The organism is Gramella jeungdoensis (assembly GCF_023805255.1).
In the GTDB taxonomy this organism is placed as follows: Bacteria; Bacteroidota; Bacteroidia; order Flavobacteriales; family Flavobacteriaceae; genus Christiangramia; species Christiangramia jeungdoensis.
In genome coordinates, this window is record NZ_JAMSCK010000006.1 from 100,731 (window position 1) to 117,179 (window position 16,449).

Genomic DNA, 16,449 nt, shown 5'->3' on the forward strand with positions numbered 1-16,449 from the left:
AAAAATTTATATTTGATGCAAATTCCGAATATGAAAAGATTAAGCTTTATACTGATTTTACTGGTTTTTTCCTGCAAAAATGATCCGAAGAATAATGGATCAGGAAATATTGAAAAATCTGAACCAAAATATTTTGAATCTGTTGAAACTGAGGTGATCCTTAAAGATGATTCATTAAGTGTGCGCGCGATCGAAGTAATAGGGGAGAACCTCGCATTTGCCGGGAACAATGGTAAATACGGTCTTTACAATTCGGCCAGCAACAGCTGGAAAACGAATACGCAGAAATTTGACAGTATCGTTCCTGAATTCAGGGCGGTAGCCAGCACGGCTAATGACTTTTTCATGTTAAGTGTTGGAAATCCTGCATTATTATATAAAACCGGAGAATCCGGAAAAATGGAGCTTGTTTATAAGGAAGAAAATGAGAAAGTATTTTATGATGCAATAGCTTTCTGGAACGATAAAGAAGGAATTGCTATGGGCGATCCTACCGGTGGATGTATCTCTATCATCATTACGAGGAATGGCGGACAAAGCTGGACTAAACTTGATTGTGATAAACTACCTGCTGCTGCCGATGGAGAAGCCGCTTTTGCCGCGAGTAATTCGAATATAGCCATAGAAGGAAATAAAACCTGGATTCTTACAGGAGGTGTGAAATCAAGGATACTTTTCTCTCCAGACAAAGGAAAAACCTGGGAGGTCTTTGATACACCTTTGTTGCAGGGTAAACCTACAACCGGTGGGTACAGCCTGGATTTTTATGATGAAAATAACGGAATTATAATCGGAGGAGATTATACCAATCCCGAGGGGAATTCAGGAAATAAAGCGGTGACCAGCGATGGTGGTAAAACCTGGAAGCTGGTTTCTGAAGGTAAAGATCCGGGGTATAAGAGTAGTGTGAGATATGTGCCAAATTCACAGGCTGAACAGGTAGTAGCCACAGGATTCACCGGAATAGATTACAGTAAAGATGGGGGAGAAACCTGGCAGAAACTCTCGGAGGAAGGATTTTATACTTTGAGGTTCGTGAACGATTCGGTTGCCTATGCCGCCGGAAAGAACAGGATCGCAAAACTGATATTCCACTAAAAAGAAATAATCCGACAGATTCAGAACCTGCCGGATTATTAACTACTAACTAACCAAAAAACTAAATATGAATAGCAAAACTACTCACTGCTTTCATTTCCTTTACGTTCCTTTTTAGAACGGTATTCTTTTATAAGCTTTTTATGGAATTCATCTTCCAATTTGTGTAGCTTGATTATATCTTTAGCTGATATGATCTCCCTGAGATCCCTAAACAGCTCCTTTTTGATTTTATACTCCTCATTTTCTACAGCAAGGAATTCATTTAGAAGTTCATTGGCTTCTGCCTCGTTAATGCACTCCACATTTTCAAGGTCTATATGTTCCCGCTTGTGTAACTCATACCTGGCTTTCTCATACCTATTATAGATAGGCCAGAATTTCTCAGCTACTTTATCGGTAAAATTAAGTTCCTGGGTAAAAAATGCCACTTTAAGAGCTTTTATGCGCTCCCATTTTTCACTGTCAGAATCCTGTGCAATGGCACTGGATGCAGAGAAAAGAACAAAAAATATCAATACTAATTTTTTCATAATCTATTCTAAAATATAGGTAGGGTCCTCAATATTTTCATCAAGATAGTCGAAAACTGCTTCTGAATTTACACTATAGAAATCTGAATCATCAATAAGCTTACCGTCTTTCAGGATCAGGTCAGAATAGTCGGATGTATTCAATTCAATAAAGCCCATTTCGTAGCCTTCGTCTATATAGTTTTCCATTGCCGAAATTTCAATGTCATCCCAGCCTAATGGTTGATCAGATTCAGTTTGAAAGAAGTTCCCCAGCATAAGAATAAATATAGCTGCAACAGCGGCGGCATAGAAAAGATATTCTTTTTTAAACAGACTGATTACGCGTGGTCGCTCATCGACAGTTCTCTTAAGGATCTTTTCATCCAATCTTTCAAAATATCCGTCAGGCACACTAAATCCGCTTTCTTTAACAGGAAGTTTTACCGCTTCCTGCTCCTGGAGCCTGCGCATCATTCTTTCTTCAAAATTCTCAAAATAATCCTGAGGAGCTTTGAAGCCAGAATTTTTAGAATATTCAGATCTATTGGTTTTCATCGTTTCTTTGACTATAGATTTTCCTAATGGTTTAATTTGTTTTTAAATATTCTTCAATTTTTTTAACCGCGTGATGATAAGATGCCTTTAATGCCCCTTCACTGGTATTCAAAATCTCTGCCATTTCCCTGTATTTTAATTCCTGGAAATATTTCATATTGAAAACCTGTTGCTGTTTGTCCGGTAGTGTGGCAATAGCTTTCTGTAATTTTAACTGGATCTCATTTCCCTCAAAATATACATCGCTCTCCAAATTGTCTATTATCTGGTTCTGAAGTTCTTCAGATGTTATCTTGAGCCTCCGGGCTTTTTTATTTAGGAAAGTAATGGATTCGTTTGTAGCTATGCGATACATCCAGCTGTATAATTTACTGTCTCCCTTGAACTGATCTATATTTCGAAAAACCTTAAGAAAGGTATTTTGAAGTACATCATCTGTATCGTCATGATCTTTTATAATGTTCCTGATATGCCAGTAAAGGCGTTCCTTATATAAGGCTATGAGTTCCCTGAAGGCTTCCTGAGAAGAGGAGCTGTCCTTTAAGCGTTCTACAAATTGATCTTCGGAGTATTGCAAGATTCAGAGATTAGTACTTATAATATTGGCCGGATAAAGGTATTGAAAAGCTTAAAGCTTCAAAAAGGAAAATTTTCAATTCATTTTTGTAAGAAAAAGACTTCTAATTAGCACACTTGAGTCGATAAAATGCTTTTTTAGCTGATAAAAAGCATTTTTTTCTTGTTTGAATTAAAGATTCTTGTATCTTTATCCCAACAAAACGATTTATTCTTTTTTTGCCCCAAAAAATCGAATTAGATCTCATTGTTTCCATTTGCCCCAAAGTGGAAATAATTTTTAATAAAAAATGGATGATACCTACTTTTATCATCCATTTTTTTATTCTCATTTATTTGACGATTCTTTAAGATATATGTAATTTTCGACTCGAAAATATCTAAAATCGAAATATATATGAGAATCAGAAACTTTCTTTCAATTTTTTTCATTCTTAGCTTTGCTTTACCGTCCTTAGCACAACCCGATACGAATAGGGTTGATCCAGGTGAAGTTCTAATTATCCATGAACCCGAGAATTATGGTTATTCCCATGTGAATTTTCCACGTGCTAATTTCATTATTAAAGCAGGAGGGAGGCCCGACTTTAAGCTTCTTAAGGGAGTTAAGGTTGAAGTAACAGAAGTTGAAACGAGGAAAAATGGGGAATCAAAAGTAATCCTTAGGAGAGTTGATGGAGAAAAATTCTTCGGGAAATTTCCTGCAATAAGCGCGAACTATGAAAAGGCTTTGAAGTCAGGAGAGCTTAAGAAAGTAAAATAATAATCAATATTATACTTAAAAAAATAAAGGCCGATTTCGGCCTTTATTTAGTTTTAATCAAATGATTGCATTTCAACCAGTTTCTTATAAGTGCCATCGGTGGTAATAAGATCCTGGTGCCTGCCCTGTTCAACGATCTCACCTCTCTGCATTACCACAATATTATCGGCATTCTGAATCGTGGATAGGCGGTGAGCGATAACAACAGAGGTACGGTTCTTCATCATATTTTCGAGGGCTTTCTGTACAAGTTTTTCACTTTCGGTATCCAGAGCCGAAGTGGCCTCATCCAGGATCATTACAGGCGGATTCTTCAGTACAGCCCTGGCAATTGAGAGGCGCTGTTTTTGACCACCACTTAACTTATTCCCGCTATCACCAATATTAGTATCAAGCTGCTGAGGCAGATCTTTTACGAACTCCCATGCATTGGCAACCTTTAGGGCATCTATGATCTCCTCATCGGTAGCGTCATTCTTTCCCAGTGAAACATTATTCCTGATGGTATCATTAAAAAGGATGGAATCCTGAGTTACCAGTCCCATCAGGTCTCTTAAAGATGCTTTCTTGATATTTCTGATATCTGTACCATCTATTTTAATGCTGCCGTCATTTACATCATAAAACCTGGTGATAAGGTTTGCAATGGTAGACTTTCCAGATCCTGACTGGCCTACAAGAGCAACTGTTTGTCCTTTTGGCACTTTTATACTAAAATTCTTAAGAACCTTTTCCTTTTCATAGCTGAAACTTACGTTCTCAATACTTATCTCTTTCTCGAAGTCTTTCTTTTCAACAGCATCGGGAGCATCGGTAAGGTTAGAAGGTGTTTCCAGTACATCAAGGATTCGTTCTGCGGCTGCATTACCCTTCTTTACACTATAGGAAGCTTTCGAGATCTGCTTGGCAGGTGTCAGAATATTGTAGGCGAGTCCCAGAAAGGCGATAAAGGTCGCTGCATCCAGAGTTCCTTCTACCAAAACCATATTCCCGCCAAACCATAAAATGATCACAATTACAAATATTCCAAGAAACTCGCTCGTAGGTGAAGCCAGGTTTTGCCTGTTCACCAGTTTATTAAGAATGGAATTGAGTCGGTTTGTGGATTCCTGGAAGCGAGCATAGAATTTCTTTTCGGCATTAAAACCCTTAACGATCTTAAGGCTGGAAAGCGTTTCTTCCACGATACTTAAAAAATGTCCATTCTCCTCCTGTGCAAGATTCGATTGTTTTTTGAGCTGTTTTCCGATAAGGGAAATAATAAAACCCGAGATAGGCAGAAACACAAAAACGAACAGGGTGAGCTTGGCACTCATCATCAGCATGGCAATGATAGTAAACAGTATCGTGAGCGGCTCTCTTACAATAAGCTCAAGGATCGATAAAAAGGAAGTCTGAACCTCATTAACATCGGCCGTTATACGTGAAATAGTATCTCCCTTCCTTTTTTCGGAAAAGTAGGAGACAGGCAGTTCCAAAATCTTTTTATAGACCGCATCCCGGAGATCTCTGAGCACACCATTCCGTAGAAATGTGAGAAAAAAGGAACTCAGGTATCCGAACATATTCTTTAAAAAGAACAGGAGCACTACAATCCCACAAATAAATACCAGGGCGGCAACTTCATCTTCATTTACTCTTTGAGTAACATAATAATTGAAGTGATTTACGGCATAATCCTTAATTCCTCCAATCCCGTCCCACTCAGGTTTTGTGGCAACTCTTTTAGTTTTATCGAATAGAACCTGAATTACAGGGATCAACGCGATAAATGAAAGAGTGCTGAAGACCGCGTATAAAATATTGCAAATAATATTCAGTATCGCGAATTGCTTGTAGGGGATCGCGAACTGGAGAATTTTCCGAAAATAGGTCATTTAAAAAACAGTTAGCCCAGTTTTAGTTCCTGTTTGATACGGGCAATTTTATCACTCAGTTTCTGATTTTCTTCATCATATTCTTCAATTGAAGAAAGCTCAGTGTTTACACTAATATAAAACTTTATCTTGGGCTCTGTCCCGCTGGGTCTCGCAGCTATCTTAGTACCATTTTCAGTATAATAGATAAGTACATTAGACTTGGGGATATCAATAGTGTGCTCTGTGTGATCCTGAACATTTTTGGCTATTGAAGTTTTATAATCTTCTACCAGAACAACCTTCTCTCCGTCAATTTCTTCCCATGGATTTTCACGAAGATCTATCAACATTTGCTTGATCTCTTTTTCCCCCTGAATACCTTTCTTTACTAATGAAATAAGCTCCTCTCTATAAAGACCATATTTAGTATAAAGCTCAAGTAGTTTTTTATAGAAGGAGTTGCCTTCGTCCTTCATTTTAGCTGCAATCTCACATGCAAGAAGGGTAGCGGTTACTGCATCCTTATCCCTTACAAAATCGCCCACCATATATCCGAAGCTTTCCTCGCCACCGCCGATGAAATTAAGCTCAGGATGATCCTTTATAAGTTTCGCGATCCATTTAAAGCCGGTAAGTACTTCCATATACTGCACTGCGTAATCTTCTACAAGATTCTTAAGCATAGGAGTGGAAACTATGGTAGAGGCGACAAATTCCTTTCCTTTAATTTTATCTTCTTTTTTCCATTGCTTCAGAAGGAACCAGGTCATCACTAACATGGTTTGATTCCCGTTTAAAAGGATCATTTCTCCATTAAGATCTCTTACAGCCACTCCAAGCCTGTCACAATCGGGATCGGTTCCAATAACAATATCGGCATCCTGCTTATCGGCCAGTTCCAGGGCCATCTTTAGAGCTTCCGGTTCTTCAGGGTTTGGAGATTCCACGGTAGGGAAATTTCCATTAGGATCTCTTTGTTCTTCTACTATAGAAACATTTGTAAATCCTGCTTTTTTCAATACTTCCGGAACCATAGTTATAGAGGTTCCATGTAGCGATGTAAAAACGATCTTTAAGTTTTTCCTCGCCTGAGCCGGGATATCAAAGCTTCCATTTTCTACGGAGGCTTCAGCAAATGCCTGGTCTACTTCAGTGTCTATTTTTTGGATCAGTTCTTCGTTGGCTTTGAAGTTTATAGCGTCATATTCCAGGTTATTGATAGTTTCAACCAGTTCTGTATCCTGTGGTGGAACCAGTTGGCCGCCATCCTCCCAGTAAACCTTATATCCGTTATATTCAGGCGGATTGTGACTCGCGGTTAAAACAATTCCGCACTGACAGTTGAGTTTTTTCACTGCAAAAGAAAGTTCGGGTGTAGGTCTTAATTCTGAAAACAGAAAAACCTTGATGCCGTTGGCAGAGAATACATCGGCTACTACTTTAGCCAGTTTCTGACTGTTGTTACGGCAATCGTACGCAATAGCCACTTTCACTTCCTGATCTGGAAAAGACTTTTTAAGATAATCTGATAAGCCCTGAGTATTTTTCCCAAGCGTGTATTTATTGATGCGATTGGTACCCACACCCATCACACCACGCATACCACCGGTTCCGAATTCAGCATTTTTATAAAAGCTTTCTTCCAGTTCTTTTGGGTTTTCTTCGATCAGTCTGTTGATCTCAGATTTTGTCTCATTATCAAAAATATCGGTAAGCCAGGCCTTGGCCTTTTCAAGAATATCAGGATTAACAGTAGCCATAATTTAATTTTTTTGCTTAGCAAAAATAAACATTAATCCGGGAAAGCGCCTAAAGATTATAGGTGGTTTTCTTAATGAGGTAACGCTCCTTATCTCTTTTTGACCTTAAGATAAGCTCACCCAGGAATCCAGCCAGGAAAAACTGTGTTCCTATTATCATTACGGTAAGGGAAATATAAAACCATGGATTTTGTGCAACAAGTGTATTGGGAATGCCATGGTATAATTTGTAGAGTTTCGAAAAACCTATCCATCCTGCGGCAATAAAACCTATTATAAACATTAATACGCCCAGAGCTCCGAAAAGGTGCATTGGTCTGCGCCCAAATTTTGAAAGGAACCAGATGCTAATCAGGTCCAGGAAACCATGAATAAAGCGATTTATCCCAAATTTGGTGTTGCCATATTTTCTCGCCTGGTGCTGCACTTCTTTTTCGGTGATCTTGTAATAACCCGCATTTTTGGCCAGCACAGGGATATAACGGTGCATTTCGCCATATACATCTATATTCTTAATTACTTCCTTACGATAAGCCTTGAGACCGCAATTAAAATCGTGAAGTTTTACTCCCGAAGTCTTTCTGGCGGCAGCATTGAAAACTTTGGAAGGAAGGTTCTTGGTAATAACATTATCATAGCGCTTTTTCTTCCAGCCTGAAACGAGATCATACCCCTCTTTAACGATCATATCATAAAGTTCAGGGATCTCTTCAGGATTATCCTGAAGATCTGCATCCATTGTGATAACTACATCACCCTGAGCCTTCAGAAATCCGGCGTGGAGCGCCTGTGATTTCCCATAATTCCGGTTGAAGCGAATACCTTTAACGGACTGATCGTTCTTTGAAAGTGCTTCAATAGTATTCCAGGAGCCGTCGGTGCTTCCATCATCAATAAAAATGATCTCGTAGGAAAAGGAATTGGATCGCAATACTTTTGCGATCCAATCATATAATTCTGCGAGAGATTGCTCTTCGTTAAGAAGTGGTATTACAACCGATATTTGCATTTTTAAACGTTAGTTGACTCTTTTTCTCTAAATACCAGAGCTACAATTAATCCAATTAGAGCATACAAAATTAACTGGAATCCGTAACCTTTCAATTGATTAACCAAAGAATATTGATTTTCTTCCTGCATTTTTTGGATAGCTTCATTTATTTGCTCTTCAGGAGCACCAAATCCTTCCATCATTGCCCTTGTGGACTCAATTGTCAACTCTGTAAGAGTTTTGGCTGCTTCAGTGTCTATAATATTAAAAAGGATCATTCCAAATACCAGGGAAATTAATGTCCCGATAAATACTGTTAGGAAATATGCAGCGAATGCATCTTTAAATTTAAAAAGGGAGACACTCACTTTCTTTGCTTTACTGGTAGACATTGAAGCAAGTATCACAACGAAAATTAACAGACCTACCCCAAACCACCATTTAGTGAAAAGAGAAAGATCAAATGCATAAGCTAATGCTAAGATAAGGACAAGCCCGATTCCCAGGTATACTCCATAGGAAGTAGAGATTTTTTTTGCTGGATTTTCCATTGTTTGATAGAAGTTTGGTTAATTTAGCAGTTAGTTAACAAATATAGCAAAACGTTACATCTAAACTCAACAAAAACTTTTTTCAAATTTGTTTGTAGTTGTTGAGTTATTAATTAAATTTGCACCTCGAAAATTAAAAGATCAAAGCGATGAAGCAGGGAATCCATCCGGAAAATTATAGGTTAGTAGCATTTAAAGATATGTCTAACGATGATGTATTTATTACTAAGTCTACTGCCAAGACTAAAGAATCTATTGAAGTTGACGGAACTGAGTACCCGTTGGTGAAACTGGAAATTTCCAGAACTTCTCACCCATATTATACTGGACAAACCAAGCTTGTTGACAGTGCGGGTAGAATTGATAAATTCAAGAACAAATACTCAAAATTCAAGAAAAAATAATTTTTCCTGTTTTTTAAAATATATTGAAACCCCGCAATTTGCGGGGTTTTTTGATTATGTGAAATTTATTATAATTACTTTCCTGTTATTCAGGAACTGTTAATTTTGAAGCAAATTTAAAGATGATGAATTATATCCTTTTTGACGGTCCGTCACGAAATGATCTTTTACCTTTTACTTTTACCCGCCCTGTAGCTGATATCCGGGTTGGGATATTAAGCATCAGAGAAAAGTGGGAGAAAGTTTTGGGGTCTGTAATCTCTACTAAAACGGAGGAGTATATTAGTGGCAAGTGGCCGTTGAAACTGGAGCAAATGAATATTTTTATCAATTCATCATTCATTCCCACATCCGGTCTGGTTGAGCAGGTTAAAAATCTGCAAGAAGGTGAAGCTCTTTTTTCAGGTGATGATGCGGTAGCGTATTTTCAGAATGGGGCAGAGGAGGCCCAGCTTTCCCGGTTGAAAAAGATAGAGGTAAAAGATGAAATATTAAAGATTGCAAATACCTGGGATATTTTTTCAAAAAATGCTCAAGCTGTTCAGCTTGATTTTAATCTTCTTACCAAAGGCAGAAAATCCCAAAAAATTCACGATTCAAATTTCGTGAAAGCCGAAGAAAATGTTTTTATCGAAGAAGGTGCAGTAGTTGAAAATTGCTCTTTAAATGCTTCCTCGGGACCAATATATATTGGCAAAAACGCTCTGGTGATGGAAGGAACTCTGGTAAGAGGTCCTTTGGCCGTATGTGACAATGCGGTTGTGAAAATGGGAGCGAAGATCTACGGGGCTACTACCATAGGGCCGTATTGTAAAGCTGGAGGTGAGATAAATAATTCAGTCTTGTTCGAAAACAGCAGTAAGGGACATGATGGTTATCTAGGGAATTCAGTGCTTGGTGAATGGTGTAATATTGGAGCCGATTCAAACAATTCCAATCTTAAGAACAATTATGCCGAAGTTCGAATATGGAATTATAATACCGAAAGATTTGCCAGAACCGGGCTTCAATTCTGTGGCCTTATAATGGGGGATCACAGTAAATGTGGAATAAATACCATGTTCAACACGGGAACCGTAGTAGGTGTAAGTGCTAACATTTTTGGAAGTGGTTTTCCGCGGAACTTTATTCCAAGTTTCAGCTGGGGAGGAAGTTCAGGAACCAGTACCTATAAACTGGAAAAAGCCTTTGAGACTGCCGAGATTGTTATGCAAAGACGTAATAAAGATCTAACAGAGCAGGATAAAAATATCTTACAGCACGTATTTGATTATACGGCCCAATGGAGAAGATCCTAAAAAGCTAGAAAATACAGGATTATTCCAATAAGGCTTATAAATAAAAGAAATAATACAAGGGTTTTGTAATGTTTCCTTTTCTGAAACTGATTGATATCTTTCCTTAATAATTCCAGATCTTCATCGCTCAAACGTCCCTTTCGAACTAATCTTTTGAAACTGGTTCGTAAAGGTATTTCTTCAGGATTTGTAACCTTTCTATTCACCTTTTTTAAAATTAATATGTTGAGGGGGGAAATGTTATTTGTCTTTGCATTGTTATAATGAATTACTTAAATGTACGAAAAAAAAAGACTTTCATTCTTTAAGTTTCAGGTATACATTCAATTACAATATTGAGAGTATTTTATCAAACCATTTTTAGTTGGTATCTTTGCAGCCCGAAAATGGGTTTGTAAATCAAAAATTGACCTATGAGCGTGAAGAAAGTTGCATTTTATACCCTGGGTTGTAAGCTGAATTTTTCAGAAACATCCACTATTGCGAGATCATTCGAAAACGAAGGTTTTGAAAGAGTGGAGTTTACTGAAAAAGCTGATATCTATGTAATAAACACCTGTTCGGTTACCGAGAATGCAGATAAGCGTTTTAAAACCATTGTAAAACAGGCTCAGAAGGTCAATGAGAATGCTTTTTTGATCGCTGTAGGTTGTTATGCTCAGCTTAAGCCTGAAGAACTTGCTGCGGTAGATGGAGTAGACCTGGTACTAGGTGCAACCGAGAAATTCAAAGTGACCGATTATCTTAATGATCTTACCAAGAACGATTTTGGTGAAGTGCATTCCTGTGAGATCAATGAAGCCGATTTTTATGTAGGTTCCTATTCAATAGGAGACCGAACAAGAGCCTTTCTTAAAGTCCAGGATGGGTGCGATTATAAATGTACTTACTGTACCATTCCTCTGGCTCGCGGTATTTCGCGTAGTGATAAACTTGAGAACGTACTTAAGAATGCCGCCGAAATTTCGGAACAGGGTATCAAGGAGATCGTACTTACTGGTGTGAATATAGGGGATTACGGGAAAGGTGAATTTGGCAATAAGAAACATGAGCATACTTTTCTTGACCTGGTGAAAGCATTAGATGAAGTAGAGGGTATTGAACGGCTTAGAATTTCTTCCATTGAACCAAACTTATTGAAGAATGAAACCATAGATTTTGTCGCTCAAAGTAAAACTTTTGTACCTCATTTTCATATACCACTCCAGAGTGGAAGTGATGAAATGCTTAAACTTATGCGACGTCGCTATTTGAGTGATCTTTATGTTGACAGGGTGAAACAGATACGAAGAGTGATGCCTGATGCCTGTATTGGCGTGGACGTGATTGTAGGTTTTCCGGGAGAAACTGAAGAGCATTTTCTTGAGACATACAATTTCCTGAATGAACTTGATATTTCCTATCTGCATGTATTTACCTATTCAGAAAGGGATAATACACCTGCAGCCGAGATGGATGGGGTAGTGCCACTGAAAGTAAGAAAGAAAAGAAGTAAAATGCTTAGAGGACTCTCTGCCAAGAAAAGAAGGGCTTTTTATGAGAGTCAGTTGGGAAATACCTGTACTGTATTATTTGAAGGGGAAAACAAGGAAGGATATATTCATGGGTTCACAGAGAATTATGTAAAGGTGAAGGCTCCATGGGATCCGGCAAAAGTCAACACCCTTCAGAAAATAAAACTTACTGAAATTGATGTTGATGGCCTGGTAAGATTTGAAAATATACCAGAAGCCATGGTGGTTTAGATATTTATTCCAACTGGGAGAAGATCTTTGTATTTTCTACGATGTCTTCTCATAAAACCTGCAATCTCAGGGCTTGTTGGAACTACCCGCGTATTTCTTTCCTTAATTTCGGATAGAACCGCTTTAATGAAATCTTCCTGGCGATCTTCGGTATTCTCTGGCATAATTAATTTGGTGAGGAAGATTTTACGTTCCTGCTGAGAATATTCTATGGTTGCCAGCTCATCGTTAATACGTGTTTCAAACTGTCTTAGAAACTCGTTGTCGGTAATTGTTAATTCTTCATCGCTCATACCTGTAAATTTAGTTCATAGGCACTTCAATTAAAAGAACCTTAGAGGGTTTTTTAAATTCTAGAGAAATTCCGGAAGTATTCCAAACTCCTACAGCATCACGTTTTTCAAGCCTTGTTTCTTCAACTTCAGCTTCACCTTCGATCAGAAAAACATATACTCCATGACTTTTATTCTTAAAATCATATTCAAGCTTCCTGTCAGCTTCAAACTCCCCCAGGTGAAGGTATGCCTGCTGGTTTATCCATAAAGCCTCCTGGGACTGATCAGATTTTGGTGAAACCAGATTGATGAGTTTATTGGTTTCCATTAATTTTGAAAAATCTTTTTGATCATATCTGGGATCAAGTCCGTTCTTCTCAGGAAATATCCATATTTGAAGCATATTAAGTTCATCCTTCGAAGAGTTGAATTCGCTATGTTCAACTCCGGTTCCCGCACTCATCACCTGTACTTCCCCGGCTTTGATCACACCCGAGTTATTCATGGAGTCTTTATGTTTCACCTCTCCTTGCAAGGGAATGGTAATGATCTCCATATTCTCATGGGGATGGGTGCCAAAACCCATACCTCCTTTAACAAAATCATCATTAAGAACCCTTAGCTGGCCGAATTGTACTTTATTTGGATTGAAAAAATTTGCAAAACTGAAAGAATAATTAGCATTAAGCCATCCGAAATTTGCTTTACCCCGTGAATTCGCGGGATGTATTACTTTCTCCATTTTTTGTGAGTTGGTAATTTGAAAGTCGAGTATTAAGCAGTAATTTTGATTGTTAAATTTACGATTAAATGGCAGGATTATTTGTTATATACATGTTAAAATGAAACAGGAAAGCGAGCTCATACATGTATATTTCATGCCGGGTATGGCAACAGATAGGGCTATTTTCGAGAATATTTCGTTACCCTCAGATAGATTTAAGATTCATTATTTAGAATGGGAGATCCCTGAAAAAAATGAAAGTCTTGAAGATTATGTTCAAAGAATGCTTAAATATGTGAAGCATGAGGAGCCGGTTTTAATAGGTGTTTCTTTTGGCGGGGTAATTGTACAGGAAATGGCGAAGTTCTTAAAACTGAAACGCCTTATTATCGTTTCCAGTGTAAAGTGTACTGATGAATTACCGCCTCGTATGAAGTTCGCTTCAAAAACAGGTTTGTTTAAGCTTATTCCGACCCGTTTAGCAGATTTTGTGGATTATTTTGAAAAAATAGCCGTAGGTGACTTTCTTAAAAAAAGGGCCAGGCTTTATAAACAGTTTATTTCTATACGGGATACCCGGTACCTTAACTGGGCCATTAGGAATATGGTAAACTGGAAATGTGATAAGCCAGATGAAAAGGTTATTCATATTCATGGAGACAAAGATGAAGTGTTTCCTATTAAGAATATTCGGAATGCGATTATTGTAAAAGGGGGAACCCATATAATGATTATTAATAGATTCCGTTGGTTTAATGAATATTTGCCCGAAATTATCATTACGGGTAAACTGAAAAAGAGAAAACAAAAAGAACAATTTAATTGATCAAGCGATGAATATTTTAAAGAAAGCATTACTGGTTGTAGGATTGATCACGGTTTGTGGCGTAAGTATTAATGCGGTGCAACAGGATGAAGACGGTGGAGCAACCAATGAGAGAAGGAATAACGATATATCAGGAACCAGTTCTAATAAGAGTGTGGCAGACTCCTATCGCATAGAGGCACTTCCAATGCCAGAAAATCTATCATTTGCTGGGGAGAGTGTGCCTCTGGAAGACCCCGATGTATATGAAAGAATGGATCGTGAATTACTTGTGAATACGTATTGGCAATCTAACGCTTTACTTTTAATGAAACGAGCACATAAATATTTTCCGCTTATCGAGAAGGTTTTAAGAGAGGAAGGTGTGCCTGAAGATTTTAAATACCTGGCAGTTATTGAAAGCGGTCTAACCCAGGCTGTTTCTCCGGCAAGAGCTATTGGATTTTGGCAAATACTTGAAAGTACCGGGAAAGAATATGGTTTGGAGATCAATGATAATGTAGATGAAAGATATCATATTGAAAAATCTACACGGGTTGCCTGTGATTACCTTAAAAAAGCTAAAGCCAGATTTGGTTCGTGGACCCTGGCTGCCGCGTCATATAATGCGGGACAGTATGGAATTGACAAGCAATTGGAAAGACAAAAAGTATCAGATTACTATGATCTTTTGCTGGGTGAGGAGACAGGAAGATATGTTTTTAGGATCCTGGCTCTAAAGGAAATAATGACCCATCCTGAAAAATATGGTTTTAATTTTGACGAAGACGATCTGTATCAGCCAATCCCTGTAAATAAAGTAAAGGTAGATACTGTAGTCAAGGACTTTCCTGATTTTGCCGAAAAATTCGGGATCAATTATAAGATATTGAAGGTTCATAATCCATGGCTAAGAGATGACCATCTCAAGAATGCTTCAAGAAAAACTTATTATATAGAAATTCCTGAAGAAGGATATTATCCACCCGTAAAATAAGAATTCAGGGAATAAGAAAAGATTAGTCGATGGAGATATTTTCAGCATATACTTCCTCGTACTCGTTGATCAGGTTTTTGGAGATGGAAGTTTCCAGGGCTATAAAATTTTCCCTGTAGGCCGTTTCTGGATCGGTATTAAGAGCAGGGAAAACGCTTCTTCTAATTTCCATGATCTTCTTATCGTTAGAAAGAAGGAAACAGGTAGGTAGTCCGAGAGAATGTTTTAGTTGTTTAACCACGTATGCACCATTATTTTCGGTTTCGTCAACATATACGATGGAAACATCTGATGAGAATTGCTCGGCCAGCTCTTTTGCTTTTTCCCTTTTATCCCAAAAAAGAATTACGAAATCTATCTCTCCTTTATATTGTGCAGCCAGTTCATTTAAAGCAGGGATTTCACCTTTGCCGGGGATGCACCAAGAAGCGTAAGTGATAAGAAAAACAGGCCTGTCATAATCATATAACTGAACTTCCTTCTTTTTTAGATTATGGAATTTGAAGTTATCCATATAGGATCCTTCAAGGTGTTTATTAGTAAAATCCTCAAAAAGTTCTTTCGCTTTGTCATACTGGTTAAAACGATAAGCCAGATCAGCTTTTTTGTTGTAATCTGAAAGATGTTGGAAGAGAGCTTCAGAGAAGAATGTCCTGTCCTGCAGGTTCTGCTGGGAAAATATTGAGGGGCCAATAAATAATAAAACTAGTAATAGTTTTTTCATGCAACGTTATTGGGGCTGTTACCCTACGAAGGTAATACAGCCATATCTTGCCTGAAAAAATTTTCGTTATAATTAGCGATTTTTTAGATGAAAAGCGAAGTTTTAAGAGAGATTTAATTATTATAAGCTTTTCATCTTAAGAGATATTTAATATTTAAATCTTCTTCATCTGCTGTTTCATCATCCTGATCTGATCGTTCATCATGCCATGCTTGTCAAGTTTTTTGGCTTCGTTCAAAAGCATGGTAGCTTCCCTTTTTCTTCTTTTGGTCATTGCTATTCCGGCAAGATTGAGTTTGGCCATAGCGAGGTCATGGTCCATGGAAAGTCCTAGTCTGATTGCACGTTTGAAGAATTTTTCAGCCTGGCTAATGTTGGTTTGAGAAACCATTAATCCGTGGAGGTACCAGTAATACCCCTGTTGTTTTTGAGTAAGTGCCTTTTCAGGATCCTTTATTTTGTCAAGCCACTTTTTGGCTCCGTCAAAATCCTGCTTTCTAAGGCGAAGAAATGCCAATAAGATCATTTCATTTTTAAAATAAAGAAATATGAAAATACCTGAAAGGAGGATCAAAAAGATCCCGTTTCCAATATTTCCTTCAATAAACTGCCATATCGCTGCAGCGATGATTAAACCGGCTAAAACTAATTTGATATTCTTATTGAACATATTCTATCTTGATTTTTGCAGGCGGCAAAGGTAATAAAAACAATTAAAAATTATTTTAATTTAGTATTTGCAGTACTTAAAAAGCTTTGTATATTTGCACGCAGTTTTAAAGACAGCCAAAAACGAATTTACAGAAGAT

The 16,449-nt window shown here is 37.8% G+C and carries 18 protein-coding genes; 7 read left to right on the forward strand and 11 right to left on the reverse strand.

From position 1 onward, the window contains the following. Window positions 1-30: 30 nt before the first annotated feature. The gene (locus tag NE848_RS15345) at window positions 31-1,098 is read left to right on the forward strand and encodes a WD40/YVTN/BNR-like repeat-containing protein (RefSeq protein ID WP_252115284.1); all 1,068 of its coding nucleotides are present in this window, start codon (window positions 31-33) and stop codon (window positions 1,096-1,098) included. Window positions 1,099-1,178: 80 nt separating this feature from the next. On the opposite strand, the gene NE848_RS15350 is transcribed toward NE848_RS15345, so the two are convergent. From NE848_RS15350 to NE848_RS15360, 3 genes are read right to left on the reverse strand one after another with little or no spacing between them, the layout of a single operon-like run. Then, window positions 1,179-1,631, reverse strand: a complete 453-nt coding sequence (locus tag NE848_RS15350) for a hypothetical protein (RefSeq protein ID WP_252115286.1) — start codon at window positions 1,629-1,631, stop codon at window positions 1,179-1,181. Between the two features lie 3 nt (window positions 1,632-1,634). Next, the gene (locus tag NE848_RS15355) at window positions 1,635-2,168 is read right to left on the reverse strand and encodes a hypothetical protein (RefSeq protein WP_252115288.1); all 534 of its coding nucleotides are present in this window, start codon (window positions 2,166-2,168) and stop codon (window positions 1,635-1,637) included. 31 nt (window positions 2,169-2,199) lie between these two features. Beyond that, complete coding sequence (locus NE848_RS15360) at window positions 2,200-2,745, reverse strand: RNA polymerase sigma factor (RefSeq protein ID WP_252115290.1); 546 nt, start codon at window positions 2,743-2,745, stop codon at window positions 2,200-2,202. A gap of 396 nt (window positions 2,746-3,141) precedes the next feature. Between NE848_RS15360 and NE848_RS15365 the strand changes: the two genes are divergently transcribed. Beyond that, on the forward strand, window positions 3,142-3,507 hold the full coding sequence (locus NE848_RS15365) for a hypothetical protein (protein ID WP_252115292.1): 366 nt from the start codon (window positions 3,142-3,144) through the stop codon (window positions 3,505-3,507). Window positions 3,508-3,560: 53 nt separating this feature from the next. On the opposite strand, the gene NE848_RS15370 is transcribed toward NE848_RS15365, so the two are convergent. Genes NE848_RS15370 through NE848_RS15385 form a run of 4 tightly spaced genes read right to left on the reverse strand, consistent with a single transcriptional unit; the run spans window position 3,561 to window position 8,668 of the window. Further along, on the reverse strand, window positions 3,561-5,384 hold the full coding sequence (locus tag NE848_RS15370; RefSeq protein WP_252115294.1) for an ABC transporter ATP-binding protein: 1,824 nt from the start codon (window positions 5,382-5,384) through the stop codon (window positions 3,561-3,563). 11 nt (window positions 5,385-5,395) lie between these two features. Continuing rightward, entirely contained in the window at window positions 5,396-7,126 is a 1,731-nt protein-coding gene (locus NE848_RS15375) for a phospho-sugar mutase (RefSeq protein ID WP_252115296.1), read from the reverse strand. 49 nt (window positions 7,127-7,175) lie between these two features. After that, on the reverse strand, window positions 7,176-8,135 hold the full coding sequence (locus NE848_RS15380; RefSeq protein ID WP_252115298.1) for a glycosyltransferase family 2 protein: 960 nt from the start codon (window positions 8,133-8,135) through the stop codon (window positions 7,176-7,178). Between the two features lie 2 nt (window positions 8,136-8,137). After that, window positions 8,138-8,668, reverse strand: a complete 531-nt coding sequence (locus NE848_RS15385) for a DUF4199 domain-containing protein (RefSeq protein ID WP_252115300.1) — start codon at window positions 8,666-8,668, stop codon at window positions 8,138-8,140. Between the two features lie 149 nt (window positions 8,669-8,817). Here NE848_RS15385 and NE848_RS15390 point away from each other — a divergent pair, with 149 nt between their 5' ends. The 3 genes from NE848_RS15390 to mtaB all read left to right on the forward strand — a co-directional run bounded on the left by NE848_RS15390 (window position 8,818) and on the right by mtaB (window position 12,115). Beyond that, complete coding sequence (locus NE848_RS15390; RefSeq protein ID WP_143409437.1) at window positions 8,818-9,072, forward strand: type B 50S ribosomal protein L31; 255 nt, start codon at window positions 8,818-8,820, stop codon at window positions 9,070-9,072. A 125-nt stretch (window positions 9,073-9,197) separates the two neighbouring features. Continuing rightward, window positions 9,198-10,370 (forward strand): GlmU family protein, encoded by a 1,173-nt coding sequence (locus tag NE848_RS15395; protein WP_252115509.1) that lies wholly within the window; start codon window positions 9,198-9,200, stop codon window positions 10,368-10,370. A gap of 413 nt (window positions 10,371-10,783) precedes the next feature. Continuing rightward, window positions 10,784-12,115 (forward strand): tRNA (N(6)-L-threonylcarbamoyladenosine(37)-C(2))-methylthiotransferase MtaB, encoded by a 1,332-nt coding sequence (mtaB, locus tag NE848_RS15400; protein ID WP_252115302.1) that lies wholly within the window; start codon window positions 10,784-10,786, stop codon window positions 12,113-12,115. Here the strand turns inward: mtaB and NE848_RS15405 are convergent. Further along, window positions 12,112-12,408, reverse strand: a complete 297-nt coding sequence (locus NE848_RS15405; protein WP_252115304.1) for a GNAT family N-acetyltransferase — start codon at window positions 12,406-12,408, stop codon at window positions 12,112-12,114. The genes mtaB and NE848_RS15405 overlap by 4 nt on opposite strands. Window positions 12,409-12,418: 10 nt before the next feature. Then, window positions 12,419-13,132 (reverse strand): pirin family protein, encoded by a 714-nt coding sequence (locus NE848_RS15410; RefSeq protein ID WP_252115306.1) that lies wholly within the window; start codon window positions 13,130-13,132, stop codon window positions 12,419-12,421. A 100-nt stretch (window positions 13,133-13,232) separates the two neighbouring features. Between NE848_RS15410 and NE848_RS15415 the strand changes: the two genes are divergently transcribed. Together NE848_RS15415 and NE848_RS15420 are read left to right on the forward strand one after the other, a co-directional pair. Further along, entirely contained in the window at window positions 13,233-13,940 is a 708-nt protein-coding gene (locus tag NE848_RS15415) for an alpha/beta fold hydrolase (protein ID WP_252115308.1), read from the forward strand. A 7-nt stretch (window positions 13,941-13,947) separates the two neighbouring features. After that, window positions 13,948-14,916: a lytic transglycosylase domain-containing protein gene (locus NE848_RS15420; protein WP_252115310.1), complete on the forward strand. Its 969-nt coding sequence runs from the start codon at window positions 13,948-13,950 to the stop codon at window positions 14,914-14,916. A gap of 22 nt (window positions 14,917-14,938) precedes the next feature. Here NE848_RS15420 and NE848_RS15425 read toward each other — a convergent pair whose 3' ends face one another. Beyond that, window positions 14,939-15,640, reverse strand: a complete 702-nt coding sequence (locus tag NE848_RS15425) for a TlpA family protein disulfide reductase (protein ID WP_252115312.1) — start codon at window positions 15,638-15,640, stop codon at window positions 14,939-14,941. A gap of 154 nt (window positions 15,641-15,794) precedes the next feature. Further along, window positions 15,795-16,310 (reverse strand): tetratricopeptide repeat protein, encoded by a 516-nt coding sequence (locus NE848_RS15430; RefSeq protein ID WP_252115314.1) that lies wholly within the window; start codon window positions 16,308-16,310, stop codon window positions 15,795-15,797. Window positions 16,311-16,449 lie beyond the last annotated feature (139 nt).